The sequence below is a fragment of the Ruegeria sp. R8_1 genome, assembly GCF_017743815.1.
In the GTDB taxonomy this organism is placed as follows: Bacteria; Pseudomonadota; Alphaproteobacteria; order Rhodobacterales; family Rhodobacteraceae; genus Ruegeria; species Ruegeria lacuscaerulensis_A.
The window spans coordinates 264,388-280,360 of record NZ_JAGHRL010000006.1 but is presented as its reverse complement, the minus strand read 5'-3'; the positions used below and the strand labels follow the sequence as shown (position 1 = coordinate 280,360).

Below are 15,973 nucleotides of genomic sequence, written 5' to 3'. Positions count from 1 at the left end.
AGAGCCGTGCGCATGTTGTGTTGCGAAAAGGTGCGCCGGGGTCAGCGCACCAGATTCAGCCTGAGCTTCATTTTACTGCGTTTGGCAACCGGCAGATGCCGGTTCAGACGCTTGTTGACCATTCCAAATCCCCAGATCACGGCCAGAGTCAGCAAGATGAAATAAAAGGCCAGAATCGGGTAGGGGACAAACGGGTTGAACGTCTTGTCCGCGAAATATCCGGCGTAGTACAGAGCGTCCCCGCGCTGCTGCCAGACCGGGAAGGCCGAGAAGAAGACCAGCGTGGTTGCGTGGAACAGAAAAATCGCCTCGTTGGTGTAGGCGGGCCAGGCCAGCCGCAGCATGGTGGGCCAGATGATGCGGCGGAACCGCGGCCAGCCGGTCATGCCATAGGCGTCTGCGGCCTCGATATCGCCCTTGGGGATCGAGCGCAGCGCGCCATAGAAGATCTCGCCCGAATAGGCTGCCGTGTTGAAGAACAGCACGATCAGCGCGCCCAACCAAGCGGATGTCAGGGCGTCAAGGAAGGGAAAATTCTGTTTGAGCGAGAGGAAGAAGAAATAGGCAAAGAAAAACTGGATAAACAGTGGCGAGCCTCGGAACAGGAAGATGAACCATTCCGAAGGTTTGCGCAGCCATTTCTTTGTCGACGCTTTTCCCACCGCCAATGCCGTGGCCAGAAAGAACCCGGTGATCAGCGCCATGATGCCGAAATAGATATTCCAGATCATGCCCGAGCCGATCAGGGTGAAGTGTTCGCATAGGGTGAAACCATCGCGTGGCAGCAACCGCTCACCAATCCCGATCGAACGCAGGCCGTAATCCTGAATAGTCTGAAGACAACTCATGCCGTCGTCTCCTTACGCAGCAACTCTCCGCCCGAGGTGGCCTGACCGTGCGACAGTCGGCGCATCAGGCGTTCCAGGCCAATCTCGGACACACGGGTCATTCCAAGGTAGAAAACCAGCAAAGCAAGGAAGTACCACATTCGCCAGTCACCATGGGGGTATTGGGTGAATTTCGGGTTCTTGATCGCGCCCAGCTCACGTGCCCAGTACACGATATCTTCGATGCCCAGCAGAAACAGAAGCGGCGTGGCCTTTATCAACACCATCCAAAGGTTGGATAAGCCGGGCAGGGCATAAACCCACATCTGAGGAACCAGAACGCGCCAAAAGGTCTGGCGATTTGTCATGCCATAAGCCGCGGCCGTCTCTAGTTGTGCATGGGGAACCGCGCGCATACCGCCAAACAAGACGTTCGCTGCAAAGGCACCAAAAACGATCGAAAAGGTAATAACGGCCAGAAAGAACCCATAGGTTTCGTGGACCCATTCAGGGGATGTGCCCAGCGGCAATTTCGCAGCCTGACAGACGATAAAATCATTGCCTTGCCTGATCGGGTCCGTCCATTCGGGGCACAGAACTTTGTGTCGCGTCCATTCGAACGCCTGATCCAAAGCAATTACGAAGAACATGAAAAAGGCAATGTCAGGGACACCGCGCACGACGGCGATGTAACCTTTGCCAAGCCATGCCAGCGGCAAAAAATGAGATCGGGCCGCCATCGCCCCAAGAAAGCCAAACCCCAATGCCACAGGCGCGGTGATCGCCAGCAGCAGCAGAACCTTGAAGAAGGACAGGTAGAACAGCCAATGGACACCGTTGGTCAGGTAGCAAGAGAACCAACGGACCGTGCCGAGCGTTTCGGGGTCAGTGCAGAACGAGAAAATGGCGGGCCTCTTTGACTTGCAAGGGCTCAGATGCGGCGCGCCCTGCGATGGGGCGCTCCGCCGAGGTTTGGATTAGAAGGTCGAAGACACTTCCCATTTGGTGATAAGAGCGTTCAGGCTGCCGTCATCCTTCATGGATTGGATCGCCGTGTTGAACTTTTCTTTCAGCTCACCGTCGGATTCGCGGATGCCCATACCGACACCGCCGCCCAGCGGTACTTCGTCACCAACGAAAACCATGCCCGAGCCGTCTTCGGTGAAGGGCGCCAGGAAGGATTTATCCGCCAGGACTGCATCCGCCTCACCGTTCTGAACGGCTGCGATTGTTTCTTCGGGGCTTGCGAACTCGACCAGAGTCGCGCCGGAATCGGCGACATAGCCCGCCTGAATGGTGCCGGTCTGCGCAGCGATCACGCCACCGGCAAGATCAACGCCATCGGACATCGCAACATAAGCAGACGGATCCGGCGGCGTGTAGTTTTGGGTGAAGTCGATGACTTCGTCACGTTCGTCGGTGATCGACATACCGGCGATGATGGCATCGTAGTTGCCCGACACCAGATTCGGAATGATCGAATCCCAATCGTTCTTGACCCATTCACATTCCAGGTTGGCGCGTTTGCACAGCTCGTCGCCCAGCTCACGCTCAAACCCGTCGATTTCGCCGGCATCGTTGACGAAGTTCCACGGAGCATAGGCGCCTTCCGTGCCAAGACGGACGGTGTCCGCCATTGCCATACCAGCGCCGAGCGCCAGGGCTGCTGTGGTCAGAATCAGTTTTTTCATTGGTTACTCCCCAGTTTGGTCCTGTCCGTTTATTAGGCCGCCTGTGTGGCGGATAGAAAGCCCTGAAGCCTCTTGGATTCAGGGGTGGTGAAGATGTCCTCCGGCAGACCTTCTTCTTCGATGAGGCCCTGATGCAGAAAGACGACATGGCTTGAGATATCAGCCGCCATCTTCATGTCGTGGGTCACAATGATCATAGTACGCCCCTCGGCGGCCAGATCCTTGATCACCTTGATCACTTCTTGTTCCAACTCGGGGTCCAGCGCCGATGTTGGTTCGTCAAACAACAGGGCTTCAGGCTCCATGCATAGCCCGCGCGCGATAGCAGCGCGCTGTTGTTGGCCGCCAGAAAGCTGGGCCGGGTAGACGTCGCACTTGTCGCCAATGCCCACTTTTTCCAGATATTTGCGGGCGCTGTCCTCAACCTCGGCCTTGTCACGTCCCAAAACGGTAACAGGGGCTTCCATCACGTTTTGCAGGATGGTCATGTGAGACCACAGGTTGAACTGCTGGAAAACCATCGACAGGTTCGTGCGGATACGCAGCACCTGCTTGGGGTCAGCGGGTCGGCGGTGATGGTCGCTACTTGTCCAGCGCACGGGCTCGCCCTTGAACAGAATCTCACCCTGCTGACTGTCTTCCAACAGGTTGCAGCAGCGCAGCAAGGTTGACTTCCCGGACCCAGACGAGCCGATCAGCGATACGACATCGCCCCGTCTTGCCGTAATATCCACCCCTTTCAGCACCTCAAGATTGCCGAAACTCTTGTGTAGGTTTTTGATCTCGATGACCGGAGTGGAATCTGTCACGGGCGACCTGAGTGTTGTTGGTGTTGGTGCGGTACTAGGGCTTAAATTTCAGCTCAATGCAATGCGCAAATGACACGATTGGGGGGCGAAACCGTCAAATTGACCAGACGTTCTGGTCAAATCGGTCAGGGAATAAGCTGCTTGACCATGTTCGGAGAGGGGTTTGGAGTAGCAAGATAGTCTTGCGCAGGTATGGTGATCAGGTCCAGCAGATGCAGAGCATTGCGGTCGCGGGGCGGCAGAGCGTTGATTGCGTGTCGGACAGCTTTGGCGACAGCGGTCGCGTCCTGTGTGCCCGAGGTGACATAGGGCAGGGCAGGGGTAGGTTCTGTCGCGTCGACATCACGCAGTTCCGTTCCCAATTTTGTATGTTCTTTCAGCATCAACCAAGTGAGCGCATCCAGTGCCGCAAAATCGGCATCGCCTTCAGCCACTGCGCGGGCCGACATGGCGTGAGATCCGGTTTCCAGACCGGACAGGGGACACAATCCCATTCTTTCAAGATGAACTAAGGGGCCTGCCCAACCGGACTGAGACGTCGCCTCGTTATAGGCGAAGGTGCCTCGGGAAAGGTCAGCAAGCCCGCGTGAATCCCGGGCGCGTGCCACAAATACCGATCGATAATGACCCGGCGGACAGCCAGACAGCCCATAATCGGGCGTACCAACCAACTGAACGTGACCATATAGCCGCGTGCGAAAAGGCATCCCGCAGGTCTGCGCGAACAACAAGTCAGGGTTTAGCCAGATATCCCATGGTTCCGCAACGCGTGTAAGTTCAACCGGGCCGTAACCCAAAGCTGAGCGAATCAACGACCAGTAGCGGTCGTTGGCAGGCCGCAAGCTGGGCAAGTCGTACATGCCCAGCGCAGCGATCACGACTTGGCGGCCTTCTGTCGGGCCAGTGCCGAGTCTACGTCACTGACGCCCAAAAGACTTACCACAAGCCGCAAGAGCGAATCTTCTTCACCCGTCCGGTGTCCATCCGCCAAAGCAACCGACCACAGGGCCTGAACGACCGCGAGCCGGTCATCATAGGCAACGGCTTCTTTAATGGCACGTGTAAAACGCACAGTGTCCGGTGCCTCGGCTTCAAGATCTTCGGCACGGGCGCGCAAACCGGCGGCCTCGAAAGGGGACAGGCCATAGCGTTCCATGGATATCCGGTCGATACGGGACATCTCGCTGTCGGCATAATCATTGTCAGAACGTGCGATCCGCACCAAAAGGGCCGTAAGCGCCAGGCGCGCGTCATGATCGGGCAGCGGATCGGGCTGCGGGTTTGTCAGGCGGGACAGAAAATCACTAAACATGCGCCAGATATAAAGCGCCGTCAGGTCTCTTCCAAGCGTCTTTGCACGCGGCCACGGGCGGCTTGGCTGTCATTATAACTTAGACCCATCGCAATTCGGGCCTCTTCGACGATTTTCATTTCGCCCTCATCCGAGCTGCCATCGGCCAACACGACTTCCCATAATGCGTCCAAGGCGGCGAGACGTTCATGCAGATCGGTGGTCTCACGGATCAGCTTGCCGAAAGTGTCCGTCTCAGGGGCGGCGGCGTGCAGTTTCTCGCAGGTTGCGCGAACCTTGGCGGCCTCGATCGCGTTGTGCTGATATAGCCGCGCCAGAATGCGGTCGATCAGGCTGATTTCTTCCAGCTTATAGTCCCTATCCGCCTGCGCCACGCGCACCATCAGCGCCCCGAGCGCAAGCTCTGCATCAGGGTCAGGCAGATTGTCGTGTTGTGGCGGTCGGAACGCCTGAAAAAACTTTTTCAACATATCGCGAGGTTATTCTATATTTGGTAGCCCGCCAAGCACGGACTACCTGTCATAGCCATCCGTGATCATCAAGCCACCATTGACGAAAACAATACGCGAAAAAGCGCCAACAAAGCTCGGTTTTCAACCGCCTTGCTGTAATGCCGCGCCTGCTTGTTCCTGCAACCAGCCCAGCATTTGGCGATAGGGTACGGGGCCATAGCTGATACGTGCCACACCCAGCGAGGCCAGAGTCGCCGTATCAGGCGTTCCGGGCAATGCGATAATGTTCACCGGCAGTTCGGTCGATTCGCAAAGTCGGGCGATCAATCCTTCGTCCTTAAGACCCGGTGCGAAGAACCCGTTTGCCCCTGCATCTGCAAAGGCACTGGCCCGTGCAATGGCTTCATCCAACATCGCATTATCGTGCGCCTCTGGCTTGGCCTTCAAAAACAAATCTGTGCGGGCGTTGATGAAAGCCGGAACGCCTGCCACGTCGCTTCCTTCACGCATTGCAGTCACCCGCGCGGCCTGGGTTTCAATGTCATAAAGATCATTGGTTCCAACAATTTGATCTTCGAAGTTAAAGCCGACGATCCCAGTCTCCAATGCACGCTGGACGTTGGCCGCAATTGCTACAGGGCTTTCGGCATAGGCACCTTCGAAGTCCAAGGTCACAGGCAAATCGACCGCTGAGACGATGCGACGGACGTTATCCAGCGCAAAGTCCATCGGGATATTCTGACCATCGCCGAACCCTTGAGCCATTGCGACCGGTGCACTTCCTGTCGCGATTGCCTTGGCACCGGCATCGCGCACGGCACCGGCGCTACCCGCGTCCCAGATATTGTAAAGGATCACCGGTGTGCCTTTTTGGTGCAGGGCAGCGAAACGTTCCGCTTGTTTGATCTGATCGGTCATGGCCGGTCTCCTGTCTCGTGGTTCACGGACAGTTAACCCTGTAAACAGGTGTTTCGAACAGAAAAATCCGAAACACCCGTCACGTTAAGGTGACTTAGACCAAGCGCGAAGTGTCCTTTGCGGCGCGGACGAAATCGCGAAACAAAGGGTGCGGATCAAACGGTTTTGACTTGAGTTCGGGGTGGTACTGAACGCCGATGAACCATGGGTGATCGGACCATTCGACAATCTCAGGCAGACGGCCATCGGGCGACATGCCCGAGAATTTCAGGCCCGCTTTTTCAAGCTTGTCGCGGTATTTGATGTCGACCTCATAGCGGTGACGGTGGCGTTCTTCGATATTTGAGCCGCCATAAACCTCGGCCACCTTGGACCCATCTGCCAGAACCGCATCATAAGCGCCCAGACGCATGGTGCCGCCCTTGTCATCGCCGACTTTGCGTTCGACCTTGTGGTTGCCCTGCACCCATTCTTTCAGGTGATAGACAACTGGCTCAAAACGCTTTTTCCCGGCCTCGTGGTCGAATTCTTCGGACCCTGCCTCGGTGATGCCTGCCGCGTTACGGGCGGCCTCGATTACCGCCATCTGCATGCCCAGACATATGCCCAGATAGGGCACCTTATGTTCACGCGCATATTGCGCCGCTTTGATCTTGCCCTCGGTCCCACGTTCGCCAAATCCACCGGGTACGAGGATCGCGTGGAAGCCCTCAAGATGCGGGGCGGCGTCTTCAGTATCGAAGACCTCGGCATCGACCCATTCGACCTTGACCTTGACGCGGTTGGCCATGCCGCCGTGGGTCAGCGCCTCGGCGATTGACTTATAGGCGTCTTCCAATTGGGTGTATTTGCCGACGATAGCCACCTTCACTTCACCCTCGGCGTTGTGGATGCGGTCGCTGACATCTTCCCATTTCGCCAGATCGGGCTTGGGGGCAGGGCTGATCTGGAACGCATCAAGAACCGCCTGATCCAAACCTTCGCGGTGATAGGCCAGCGGGGCGTCATAGATGGTGCTGAGGTCTTGCGCCGCGATCACGCTGTCAGGACGCACATTGCAGAACAGGGCCAGTTTCTCACGTTCTTTCTTCGGAATCGGCCCTTCCGAGCGGCAGACCAGAATATCCGGTGCCAGACCGATGGAGCGCAGTTCCTTGACCGAGTGCTGGGTCGGCTTGGTTTTCAACTCGCCCGACGCCTTGATATAGGGCAGCAGCGTCAGGTGCATGAACATGCACTGACCACGCGGCTTATCCTGACTGAACTGGCGGATGGCCTCGAAGAAGGGCAGGCCCTCGATATCGCCTACGGTGCCGCCGATCTCACACAGCATGAAATCGACCTCATCCTCGCCAATGGCGATGAAATCCTTGATCTCATTGGTGACGTGAGGGATCACCTGAATGGTCTTGCCCAGATAATCGCCACGGCGTTCTTTCTCGAGCACATTCGAATAAATCCGGCCCGAGCTGACCGAGTCGGTCTTGCGCGCCGCCACACCGGTAAAGCGTTCATAGTGGCCAAGGTCCAGATCGGTCTCGGCCCCATCATCGGTGACGAACACTTCGCCATGTTCAAACGGCGACATCGTGCCGGGATCGACGTTCAGATAAGGGTCCAGCTTACGCAGGCGAACCGAGTAGCCCCGTGCCTGCAACAAAGCGCCCAAAGCCGCCGAAGCCAGCCCTTTGCCCAAGGACGAAACCACACCACCGGTGATGAAAATAAAACGCGCCATGTTGTTCGGCTAGCTCCCGTGAGACGTCAAAATCAGCTGCCCGACGGTTTACGAAAAACCGCTGCATCACGGGACTTCACACATAAAGGATTCGCGCCCAAAGCGCAAGAGAACCGCAAGATGCTGTTGCAGTTCTCTTTCAGATTTCTAGGTTTTGTGGATCAGTTCGCTTGCGGGATCAGCGGCGCGTTGTCGCCCTGCGCCGGAGGCAGCAGATCATCCGCCGACGGAACTGCCGGTGTGCTTTCCTCGGCCGGAGCCGGGGCCGGAACGCCCAGACGGTCGATGACCGAGCTGCCCGAGGATTTTTGCGCGGCCAGAATGGTCAGCGTGATCGAGGTGACGATAAAGCACGCCGCCAGAATCCATGTGACCTTGCCCAACGCAGTCGCTGCCGCGCGGCCGGTCATGGCGCCGCCACCGCCGCCACCCATACCCAGGCCACCGCCTTCGGACCGCTGCATCAGAACAACGGCGATCAGGCCCAGAGCCAGAAGAAGATGGATGATGAGAACGACGTTTTCCATGGTAGTCCTGTACAGCGTGGCGTGTATCGCGTGGTACTTATGCAAGTTTGGTTCCGGGGGCAAGTCAGGACTTTGCATCACACCCCATGATGTGTCTTATCACAGCAAAGGGACTGGACAGATCGACGAAAGCTGGCGCACCCTGCCGCCATGCCTCATGACGATCACGACCACCCGCACGCCCTTTTGCCACCCGAACCCGCTCTGCGCGTCAAGGCGCTTGAGACGATTCTGACCCGCAAAGGGTTGATCGACCCGGCGTCGCTGGATGAGATCATTGATACCTACCAGAATAAGATTGGCCCTCAGAACGGGGCGCGGGTTGTTGCAAAGGCTTGGCTGGACCCGGATTTCAAACGTGCTTTGATTGAAGACGCCACGCCCGTTGTCGCCGATCTGGGGTTCTATGGCCGTCAGGGCGAGCATATCGTGGTGGTCGAAAACACGCCCGAACAGCACAACATGGTCGTTTGCACGCTTTGCAGTTGCTACCCTTGGCCGCTGCTGGGAATCCCTCCGGGCTGGTACAAGTCTGACGCATACCGTGCCCGCGCTGTGCGCGAACCGCGTAAGGTGCTGGCCGAGTTTGGCGTCACCCTGTCGGCTGAGACAGCAGTGCGGGTCTGGGATTCAACGGCCGAGATTCGCTATCTGGTCCTGCCGATGCGCCCCGACGGCACCGAGGGGCTGGACGAGGACGCCCTTGCCGCGCTCGTGACCCGTGACAGTATGATCGGCACCGGCTTGCCCAAGGTGTCCGCATGACCCGCGTACATGACATGGGGGGCCGCTTTGGAGATGGCCCGATCAACCCCGAGCCTAACGACGCCCCGGTTTTTGCCGAGGATTGGCACGGTCGCGCGTTGGCGGTGACGCTGGCCGCCGGGTTTCTGGGGCAGTGGAACATTGATACATCGCGGCACGCCCGAGAGAGGTTGTCGCCCAAGGATTATGCTCGGTTCTCCTACTATGAAAAGTGGGTCTCCGGCCTTGCCGATCTGTTGGTGGAAAAGGGCGTTCTGACTCGCGAGGATTTGTCAGAGGCGGGCTCAGACGATCCACATCCGTTGGCCGCGCGGATGCTAAGGGCTGAGGCAGTGGCAGCCGCGCTTGCCAAAGGCGGTCCGGCAGATCGCCCATCGGACGTGCCGGTCGCGTTCGGGATCGGGCAACAGGTGCGCACCGCCCACCCTGCGGCCAATCGCAAGGTCGATGGCGGGCACACGCGCCTACCGATTTATGCCTCTGGCGCAACAGGGCGCATTCTGCGTCTGCACGGCACCCATGTGCTGCCCGATTCCAGCGCGCATGGTTTGGGCGAAGCGCCCGAGCCGCTTTATGCGGTGGTTTTCCCGGCATCAGAATTATGGGCGGACCCTGAGAACCCAAAGGACGAAGTCGTGCTGGACCTTTGGCAAAGCTATCTGGAGCCGGCATGACCGCTTGCCCAACCCTCAGCGCCCCTGAACCCGCTTTCTCAGCGCCATGGCACGCACAGGTTTTTGCCGTGACCGTGGCCCTGAACGAGGCCGGACGATTCGACTGGCCCGATTGGGCAGATCGGTTTTCGCGCACCCTCAAACAACATGGCCTCGATCGAGAGCTGGACGGGGGCGATGACTATTTCAACGCGTGGTTGGAGACTCTTGAGCACTTGCTCGCCGAACAGGGCGCGGCGGCGTCCGAAGAGGTGTCGAGCCTGCAGTCCGCATGGGAAGAGGCGTATCTGACGACGCCGCACGGGCAACCGGTGCATTTACGGCATCCCGGGTAGGGGGCTCTGCCCCCGCCGCCCGTTCCGGGCGACTCCCCCGGGATATTTTTCGGACAGGTGAAGCGGGGAGCCGCTCTTCATCTGTCTATAAATATCCCCGCCGGAGGCAGCGCGCGCAGCGCGGTTCAAAACTGCGGCGAATTATCGGTTTCCCTGCCGCGTTCTCCTCGCTATACGAGCGAGGTTTGATAATTCAGCGCAAAAGGACCGGGTATGGCCAATGTGGTTGTTGTCGGCGCCCAGTGGGGTGACGAAGGAAAAGGCAAGATCGTCGACTGGCTCAGCGAGCGGGCAGATGTGATCGCGCGTTTTCAGGGCGGGCACAATGCCGGGCATACTCTGGTCATCGAAAGCGAGGTTTATAAGCTGCACGCGCTGCCCTCGGGCGTTGTGCGGGGCGGCAAGCTGAGCGTGATCGGCAATGGCGTGGTGCTGGACCCGTGGCATCTGCTCAAGGAAATTGGCACCATTCGCGCGCAAGGTGTCGAGATTTCGCCCGACACTTTGATGATTGCCGAGAATACCCCGCTGATTCTGCCGATTCATGGCGAGCTGGACCGGGCGCGCGAAGAAGCCGCCAGCAAAGGTACCAAGATCGGCACCACCGGCCGTGGTATCGGCCCGGCCTATGAAGACAAGGTGGGTCGCCGCTCTGTCCGTGTTGCTGATCTGGCCGATGAGGCGACACTGGAGGCGCGGGTGGACCGCGCGCTTCAGCATCATGATCCGTTGCGCAAAGGACTGGGGATCGAACCTGTGGACCGTGACGCGCTGATTGCGCAGTTGAAAGAGATCGCGGCGGAAATCCTGCCCTTTGCGGCTCCGGTCTGGAAGGTACTGAATGAAAAGCGCAAAGCCGGTAAGCGCATTCTATTCGAAGGTGCGCAGGGAGCCCTGCTGGATATCGACTTTGGCACCTATCCGTTTGTGACCTCGTCCAACGTGATTGCAGGGCAGGCCGCCACGGGTGTTGGAATCGGGCCGGGCTCGATCGACTTTGTTCTGGGCATCGTCAAAGCCTATACGACCCGCGTGGGCGAAGGCCCGTTCCCGACCGAGTTGGACGACGCAGATGGGCAGCGTCTGGGTGAGCGTGGACATGAATTCGGCACCACCACCGGGCGTAAGCGCCGGTGCGGCTGGTTTGACGCCTGTCTGGTCCGCCAGACCTGCGCGACCAGCGGTGTGAACGGCATCTCGCTGACCAAGCTGGATGTTCTGGACGGGTTCGAGACGCTGAAAATCTGCGTCGGCTACGATCTGGATGGCGAACGTCTGGACTATCTACCCACCGCCGCGGATCAGCAGGCACGCTGCACACCGATTTACGAAGAAATGCCGGGTTGGAGCGAATCCACCGAGGGCGCGCGCAGCTGGGCTGATCTGCCGGCCAACGCGATCAAATATGTGCGTCGGGTCGAAGAACTGATCGAATGCCCGGTTGCCCTTTTGTCCACCAGCCCGGAGCGGGATGACACCATTCTGGTGACCGACCCGTTTGCCGACTGATGAGCGGTAACGAGAAAACCGGCCTTAGCTATAAAGCCCGGCGGCGGTGGTCGCTGGTGCTTTTGCTGGTTGGGCTGCCACTGTACATCGTCGCAGTTGTGACTGTGGTCAACTGGTTGGACCGCCCACCGATTTGGCTGGAATTCCTGATCTACGTGGTGCTCGGTATTCTTTGGGCGTTGCCATTCAAATTCGTATTTAAGGGCGTCGGAAAAGAGGATCCGGATAATCCGTCTGAATAGGGCGGTTCTAACGACCGCCCCTGACCTCAATTCTGGGCCAAGTCAGGATGGCCCGAGCGAGGGCGTGGTATTCGCCCGAGATTTCTTCGACCAGGCTGAAAGGCGTGGGCCATGGGGGGGTCAGGGTCGCCTCGACCTGACCCGTGACCAGTTTTAGATCGGCTTTGTGTTTAGACGCCAAGCGGCGCATTCTTTGGTTGGTCGCCAAACACATCATGTGAACTTCGCGAAACCCGCGATTTCGGGCGGCGGCAATGATCCGGGATAAAAGCGCGTCGCCGATGCCTCGGTCCTGCCAGGCGGTTTCTACGGTAAAGGCCAGCTCAGCCACCTGATTTTGGCGGTCTGGTACTGTTCGCAATTCCCCAACGCCGCGCAAACAGGAATCGGGAAACGCACCGTATACCAAAGCACCGTCATCAAAGATCCGGCTCAGGTAAGCGTCAAGGAAGGTGCGGCTAACCGGAGCACCAAATCGCGACGCCAGTGCATCGGTGTCCAGGCTGTTGAAATGGCTTGTAACTTTCGGCGTGTCGTAAATTCTTAGTCGTCGAATTGGTAGTTCATACATGGCTTAGCCTCTGCTTGAACAGTGTCTATAGGACTAGTTTCTACGGTTTCGATACTATCATTTTTCTGCACTGCAGCATAGCTGACGTTTCGTCATTCCCGCATTAATCCGCCGAGGATTGGAAAAGGCATAAAAAAGAGGCCCGAGAAAACTCGGACCTCTTTAACCTGGGTGTTTACTGGCCGTCAGCCGGCAGCGCGCTCGTCATCATCGGGACGGAACCCGATCTGAGTAGAGGCCGCGAACCGACCACCCCCGGCTTTTTCGATTTTGCCGTCGCGCAAAAGCTGCCCAAACGAGCGTAGGCTCTCTTCTCGATTGAACTCATCCTGCTTCAATGAGCGGATTTTGTTCATAAGCTGCGGACGCGAGAATTGTTCCTGACCTTCGACAAAGGACAAGTAGGACGCTGCGGCCTCTAGAAGGTCCGGCAGGGATTGGGCACCCTGTTCCTGAGCATAAAGAGCAAATCCGCCTTCTTCGGTCGCGTTGTCTTGTTCCTGCGCTCGGACGCGGCGCGGGGTTACAGGGTCGTCAGATGATTCTTGTGTATCAACGCGCTGTTCAGCCACCAGTTTCAGCGGGGCCAGTGCCTCGGGCTGCGGACGCGTGCTTGTTACCTCAACCTCAGGGCGGCGGGGGCTGATGGACGAGGTCATATCCCGGTACTCGTCCTCATCGGAGTCCGCCAGAGTTCTTTCAGGTGCTTTGCCACTGCGTTCGGCTTCAGTGGCCGCGACGGCAGCGCGCAAATGCGAATAGGTCTCGCGTTGGTCGCTGGCTGCGGGGTCGTCCATTTGGACGTCGGCTTTGTCCATCAACCGCGACACGTCCTGGTCCATGCCGGATACGCCTGCGCCAGTGTCTGCAGCGCGCCGGGCCAGGAACTCTTCAACGTTCGAAATTTCGCTCAGTAGGTCTTCTTCGTCGTTTGCCGTCAGGAAACCATCGGGAAGTACCTCTTCGTCTTCATCCTCGGTCGCGGCCTCGTCATCCATGGCGTAATCGCTGAGGATATTCACGATTTCTTCGTCTTCCTCAGGTGCATTGTCTTGAGAGGACGGTTCTTCGTCTTGAGAGGACGATTCGTCGCGAAGATCGGTTTGTTCGAATCCGACGGCTAGTTCGGCCTCTTCTTGTGCCTCCAGCGGTTCCTGCGCTACGGGCGGTTCGTTCACCCTAGCGGGTTCGTCCATCGCAGGTTTCTGGTCTGGTTCCGCATGGTCTCCGAAGCCCGGTTCTTGCTGGAAAGCGGTGGGGTCTTCCTGTTTGGGTTCCTCCACGATTTCCTCGAAATCGGCGCCTTGAAAATCAGGGGCTTCAGTATCAAGGTTCGGGGTGTCTTGAACCTCTTCTTCGAAATCCGAAGAGCTTAGGGTTCCAGCCGCAAACGCGGCCGCGACAGCGTCGCTGGGGCCGGCATCGGCATTCATCAGCGACGTTTCTTCGTCCTCGGCGTAGATGACTGTGTTTTCGTCGGTATGAGAAACCACGGCCCGAATGCGCTGAAGCTTGGCGGCAATACTGTCTGCTGCGAGTGGCTCTGCATTTGGTGACGGGTCAGTTTCGGGCACGGTTGGTTCTTCCGCCTGCGCCGTCGGCGTTGGGAGCGGGGCAGAAGCGACAGGTGCGGGCGCGGGTTGGTCAGTCGCCCGCAAAACAAGTCCGTGATCGTTTTCGCTGGCTTCGATCCGCCGCGCGGCATCACGCTGCGCAATGCGCGCTAGCATTTCCGCATCCGGCTGAGGGGGCTCCGATCCGAAATAGCGATCTTCCGCAGCCAGATCGCGGAAGTACTCTGCAATCGCCTTCATCGTCTCGAAAGAGTCGTCGAAGCCTTCCAATGTGCATGAGAAGGTGCCGTAGGAAACGGTCAATACCTTGTTATTCTGTACCATCAGACGCACGTCCTTTACAAACTACGAGAGCCAACCCACCCGACAGAAGGTATAGTTGTTGACCCAGAACTATGCCCATGAACCTATCATTTTGTGGTCTCAATGTGTCCAAATCCGGGAAAAATGATCAATCTAGGAAAAAATATACCGATTGTGCGTACAAACGAGCCAGTTTTGTTGGTCGGCGGTGGACAAATCGGGCCGGAGGATCTGAATCAGACGCTGATTCGCGCCAAATGCGTCGTCGCTGCTGACGGCGGGGCAAATCACTTGATGCGATCTGGGCTGGTTCCCGATGCCGTAGTCGGGGATTTTGATTCGCTTGAAGCCGTTGCAGAGGCTCGGATTCCACCAGATCGACTGTTTCGGATTTGTGAACAGGATAGCACGGATTTCGATAAGGCCCTTTGTAGCATAGATACGCCATTGGCGCTGGGCGTCGGCTTTCTGGGAGGGCGACTGGATCACCAGCTAGCAGTGCTCAACACTTTGTCTGTCAGACAAGATCGGCCTTGTATTTTGATCGGATCGCATGAAGTCGTATTTCATGCGCCGCCTCAGATCTCGCTCAATTTAGGATCGGGCGATGTGGTTTCATTGTTTCCATTTCGGCATGTAACCGGGCGGAGTCAGGGGTTGGAATGGCCCATAGACGGTTTGCAATTTGCCCCGGATGGGCAGATTGGGACGTCCAATCGTGTGGTGTCTGATGTGGAGCTGCAGATGGACGGGCCGGGTATGCTTGTGATGCTGCCGCGCGACGCTTTGGATCAGGTCATGCAGGCGTTTCTGTCGGGGCAGACCGGGCGCTGGCCCGCTCTCTTAGAATGACGTAAAGCCCCGAAGCGATCGTTATGGAGATGCCCACGGCGGCGATGCCGTTGGGCAGGTCACGGAAGATAAACCAGCCGAACAGGGTGGCGACCGGTATCTCAAGATATTGCATTGGGGCCAGTGTGGCCGAGGGCGCATAGCGCAGCGACCACGTCATGAACAGATGTGCCGCCGTACCCAGCAGTCCAATGGCCCAAAGCAACACATAGGTGTTGCCGGTCGGTGCGATCAAAGACAGTTCCCATGCACCCGCGGCGGTTCCGATCAGAAGAAACGGTAACATGATCACCGAGGCCATTACGCCAGACACCGCTTGCAGGGAAATCGGATCGGACTGTTTGACGATTTGCCGGGTGACCAGCATGAACAAGGCGAAGACAACGGCAACCACAAGCGGTAGCAAAGCCGCTGCACCGACTTGTGCAAAGCTTGGCTGGATGACCAGCAAAGTACCAATGAAACCTACGATACACGCGATCAGGCGGCGCAGGCCCACTTCCTCTCCCAGCACGTATTTACCCAGCAAAAGCATGATGAAAGGCATAACAAAGACAATGGCGACCGCGTCCGCCAAAGGCAGGTATTGCAGAGATGTAAACATCGCGCTGATGCCGATGATGTGCAGAATTGTCCGCACAACCGTCAGCCGCAGCGCGCGGCCTTGCATCTTCCAAGTACGTCCAGTCAACGCAACCAGAGGTGCCAGTACCAGCGCCTGAACGGCAAACCGGACGAAGACCAACATGGCGACCGGTGTTGTCTCGCCCAGCAGTTTGGCCATCGCGTCGCCTGCGGGGGCGAGGATGCAAAAGCCAAGCATCAGCATTATGCCAAGAACGGGGCGATCGACTGTCATATCGATTACGCTAAG

The 15,973-nt window shown here is 57.9% G+C and carries 19 protein-coding genes; 6 read left to right on the top strand and 13 right to left on the bottom strand.

Annotated features, from left to right (window positions below):
• Positions 1 to 41 precede the first annotated feature (41 nt).
• From J7380_RS15365 to secG, 10 genes are all read right to left on the bottom strand, one after another.
• Entirely contained in the window at positions 42 to 848 is an 807-nt protein-coding gene (locus tag J7380_RS15365) for an ABC transporter permease subunit (protein ID WP_209196632.1), read from the bottom strand.
• Positions 845 to 1,732 carry an ABC transporter permease subunit gene (locus J7380_RS15360; RefSeq protein ID WP_209196700.1) on the bottom strand — a complete coding sequence of 296 codons (888 nt, stop codon included), beginning with the start codon at positions 1,730 to 1,732 and terminating at the stop codon, positions 845 to 847. The genes J7380_RS15365 and J7380_RS15360 overlap by 4 nt, the downstream gene beginning before the upstream one ends.
• Positions 1,733 to 1,804: 72 nt before the next feature.
• Positions 1,805 to 2,518, bottom strand: coding sequence for a transporter substrate-binding domain-containing protein (locus J7380_RS15355; RefSeq protein WP_170352757.1), 714 nt, complete (start codon positions 2,516 to 2,518; stop codon positions 1,805 to 1,807).
• A 32-nt stretch (positions 2,519 to 2,550) separates the two neighbouring features.
• Positions 2,551 to 3,327 carry an ATP-binding cassette domain-containing protein gene (locus J7380_RS15350; RefSeq protein WP_209196631.1) on the bottom strand — a complete coding sequence of 259 codons (777 nt, stop codon included), beginning with the start codon at positions 3,325 to 3,327 and terminating at the stop codon, positions 2,551 to 2,553.
• 125 nt (positions 3,328 to 3,452) lie between these two features.
• On the bottom strand, positions 3,453 to 4,205 hold the full coding sequence (locus J7380_RS15345) for a PhnD/SsuA/transferrin family substrate-binding protein (protein WP_348539114.1): 753 nt from the start codon (positions 4,203 to 4,205) through the stop codon (positions 3,453 to 3,455).
• Positions 4,202 to 4,639 (bottom strand): TerB family tellurite resistance protein, encoded by a 438-nt coding sequence (locus J7380_RS15340; RefSeq protein WP_170352759.1) that lies wholly within the window; start codon positions 4,637 to 4,639, stop codon positions 4,202 to 4,204. Before J7380_RS15340 ends, J7380_RS15345 begins: the two co-directional genes overlap by 4 nt.
• Positions 4,640 to 4,659: 20 nt before the next feature.
• A complete protein-coding gene (locus tag J7380_RS15335; protein ID WP_170352760.1) occupies positions 4,660 to 5,109 on the bottom strand; it encodes a TerB family tellurite resistance protein in 450 nt (149 codons plus the stop codon).
• A 123-nt stretch (positions 5,110 to 5,232) separates the two neighbouring features.
• Entirely contained in the window at positions 5,233 to 6,009 is a 777-nt protein-coding gene (locus J7380_RS15330) for an isocitrate lyase/phosphoenolpyruvate mutase family protein (RefSeq protein WP_209196630.1), read from the bottom strand.
• 94 nt (positions 6,010 to 6,103) lie between these two features.
• Positions 6,104 to 7,747 carry a CTP synthase gene (locus tag J7380_RS15325; protein ID WP_209196629.1) on the bottom strand — a complete coding sequence of 548 codons (1,644 nt, stop codon included), beginning with the start codon at positions 7,745 to 7,747 and terminating at the stop codon, positions 6,104 to 6,106.
• 161 nt (positions 7,748 to 7,908) lie between these two features.
• Positions 7,909 to 8,274, bottom strand: coding sequence for a preprotein translocase subunit SecG (gene secG / locus J7380_RS15320; RefSeq protein ID WP_209196628.1), 366 nt, complete (start codon positions 8,272 to 8,274; stop codon positions 7,909 to 7,911).
• Positions 8,275 to 8,424: 150 nt separating this feature from the next.
• Here secG and nthA point away from each other — a divergent pair, with 150 nt between their 5' ends.
• From nthA to J7380_RS15295, 5 genes are all read left to right on the top strand, one after another.
• Positions 8,425 to 9,039: a nitrile hydratase subunit alpha gene (nthA, locus tag J7380_RS15315; RefSeq protein WP_209196627.1), complete on the top strand. Its 615-nt coding sequence runs from the start codon at positions 8,425 to 8,427 to the stop codon at positions 9,037 to 9,039.
• Complete coding sequence (nthB, locus tag J7380_RS15310; protein WP_209196626.1) at positions 9,036 to 9,713, top strand: nitrile hydratase subunit beta; 678 nt, start codon at positions 9,036 to 9,038, stop codon at positions 9,711 to 9,713. Before nthA ends, nthB begins: the two co-directional genes overlap by 4 nt.
• On the top strand, positions 9,710 to 10,048 hold the full coding sequence (locus J7380_RS15305) for a nitrile hydratase accessory protein (RefSeq protein WP_209196625.1): 339 nt from the start codon (positions 9,710 to 9,712) through the stop codon (positions 10,046 to 10,048). The genes nthB and J7380_RS15305 overlap by 4 nt, the downstream gene beginning before the upstream one ends.
• 213 nt (positions 10,049 to 10,261) lie before the next feature.
• On the top strand, positions 10,262 to 11,557 hold the full coding sequence (locus J7380_RS15300; RefSeq protein WP_209196624.1) for an adenylosuccinate synthase: 1,296 nt from the start codon (positions 10,262 to 10,264) through the stop codon (positions 11,555 to 11,557).
• Positions 11,557 to 11,799 (top strand): DUF2842 domain-containing protein, encoded by a 243-nt coding sequence (locus J7380_RS15295; RefSeq protein ID WP_209196623.1) that lies wholly within the window; start codon positions 11,557 to 11,559, stop codon positions 11,797 to 11,799. The genes J7380_RS15300 and J7380_RS15295 overlap by 1 nt, the downstream gene beginning before the upstream one ends.
• 7 nt (positions 11,800 to 11,806) lie before the next feature.
• Here the strand turns inward: J7380_RS15295 and J7380_RS15290 are convergent, their stop codons facing one another.
• Both J7380_RS15290 and J7380_RS15285 read right to left on the bottom strand, forming a co-directional pair.
• Positions 11,807 to 12,370, bottom strand: a complete 564-nt coding sequence (locus J7380_RS15290; RefSeq protein ID WP_170750590.1) for a GNAT family N-acetyltransferase — start codon at positions 12,368 to 12,370, stop codon at positions 11,807 to 11,809.
• Between the two features lie 185 nt (positions 12,371 to 12,555).
• Positions 12,556 to 14,268, bottom strand: a complete 1,713-nt coding sequence (locus J7380_RS15285; protein ID WP_209196622.1) for a hypothetical protein — start codon at positions 14,266 to 14,268, stop codon at positions 12,556 to 12,558.
• A 153-nt stretch (positions 14,269 to 14,421) separates the two neighbouring features.
• Between J7380_RS15285 and J7380_RS15280 the strand changes: the two genes are divergently transcribed.
• The gene (locus J7380_RS15280) at positions 14,422 to 15,099 is read left to right on the top strand and encodes a thiamine diphosphokinase (protein WP_348539113.1); all 678 of its coding nucleotides are present in this window, start codon (positions 14,422 to 14,424) and stop codon (positions 15,097 to 15,099) included.
• On the opposite strand, the gene J7380_RS15275 is transcribed toward J7380_RS15280, so the two are convergent.
• Positions 15,044 to 15,958 carry a DMT family transporter gene (locus J7380_RS15275; RefSeq protein WP_209196620.1) on the bottom strand — a complete coding sequence of 305 codons (915 nt, stop codon included), beginning with the start codon at positions 15,956 to 15,958 and terminating at the stop codon, positions 15,044 to 15,046. The two genes, J7380_RS15280 and J7380_RS15275, sit on opposite strands and share 56 nt — an antisense overlap.
• Positions 15,959 to 15,973: the final 15 nt, after the last annotated feature.

Excerpts from the sequence above, each read along its gene's own strand:
- J7380_RS15365 (WP_209196632.1), bottom strand. The coding sequence starts at position 848 with ATGAGTTGTCTTCAGACTATTCAGGATTACGGCCTGCGTTCGATCGGG.
- J7380_RS15355 (WP_170352757.1), bottom strand. The coding sequence starts at position 2,518 with ATGAAAAAACTGATTCTGACCACAGCAGCCCTGGCGCTCGGCGCTGGT.
- J7380_RS15340 (WP_170352759.1), bottom strand. The coding sequence starts at position 4,639 with ATGTTTAGTGATTTTCTGTCCCGCCTGACAAACCCGCAGCCCGATCCG.
- J7380_RS15335 (WP_170352760.1), bottom strand. The coding sequence starts at position 5,109 with ATGTTGAAAAAGTTTTTTCAGGCGTTCCGACCGCCACAACACGACAAT.
- J7380_RS15330 (WP_209196630.1), bottom strand. The coding sequence starts at position 6,009 with ATGACCGATCAGATCAAACAAGCGGAACGTTTCGCTGCCCTGCACCAA.
- J7380_RS15325 (WP_209196629.1), bottom strand. The coding sequence starts at position 7,747 with ATGGCGCGTTTTATTTTCATCACCGGTGGTGTGGTTTCGTCCTTGGGC.
- secG (WP_209196628.1), bottom strand. The coding sequence starts at position 8,274 with ATGGAAAACGTCGTTCTCATCATCCATCTTCTTCTGGCTCTGGGCCTG.
- nthA (WP_209196627.1), top strand. The coding sequence starts at position 8,425 with ATGCCTCATGACGATCACGACCACCCGCACGCCCTTTTGCCACCCGAA.
- nthB (WP_209196626.1), top strand. The coding sequence starts at position 9,036 with ATGACCCGCGTACATGACATGGGGGGCCGCTTTGGAGATGGCCCGATC.
- J7380_RS15305 (WP_209196625.1), top strand. The coding sequence starts at position 9,710 with ATGACCGCTTGCCCAACCCTCAGCGCCCCTGAACCCGCTTTCTCAGCG.
- J7380_RS15300 (WP_209196624.1), top strand. The coding sequence starts at position 10,262 with ATGGCCAATGTGGTTGTTGTCGGCGCCCAGTGGGGTGACGAAGGAAAA.
- J7380_RS15295 (WP_209196623.1), top strand. The coding sequence starts at position 11,557 with ATGAGCGGTAACGAGAAAACCGGCCTTAGCTATAAAGCCCGGCGGCGG.
- J7380_RS15290 (WP_170750590.1), bottom strand. The coding sequence starts at position 12,370 with ATGTATGAACTACCAATTCGACGACTAAGAATTTACGACACGCCGAAA.
- J7380_RS15285 (WP_209196622.1), bottom strand. The coding sequence starts at position 14,268 with ATGGTACAGAATAACAAGGTATTGACCGTTTCCTACGGCACCTTCTCA.
- J7380_RS15275 (WP_209196620.1), bottom strand. The coding sequence starts at position 15,958 with ATGACAGTCGATCGCCCCGTTCTTGGCATAATGCTGATGCTTGGCTTT.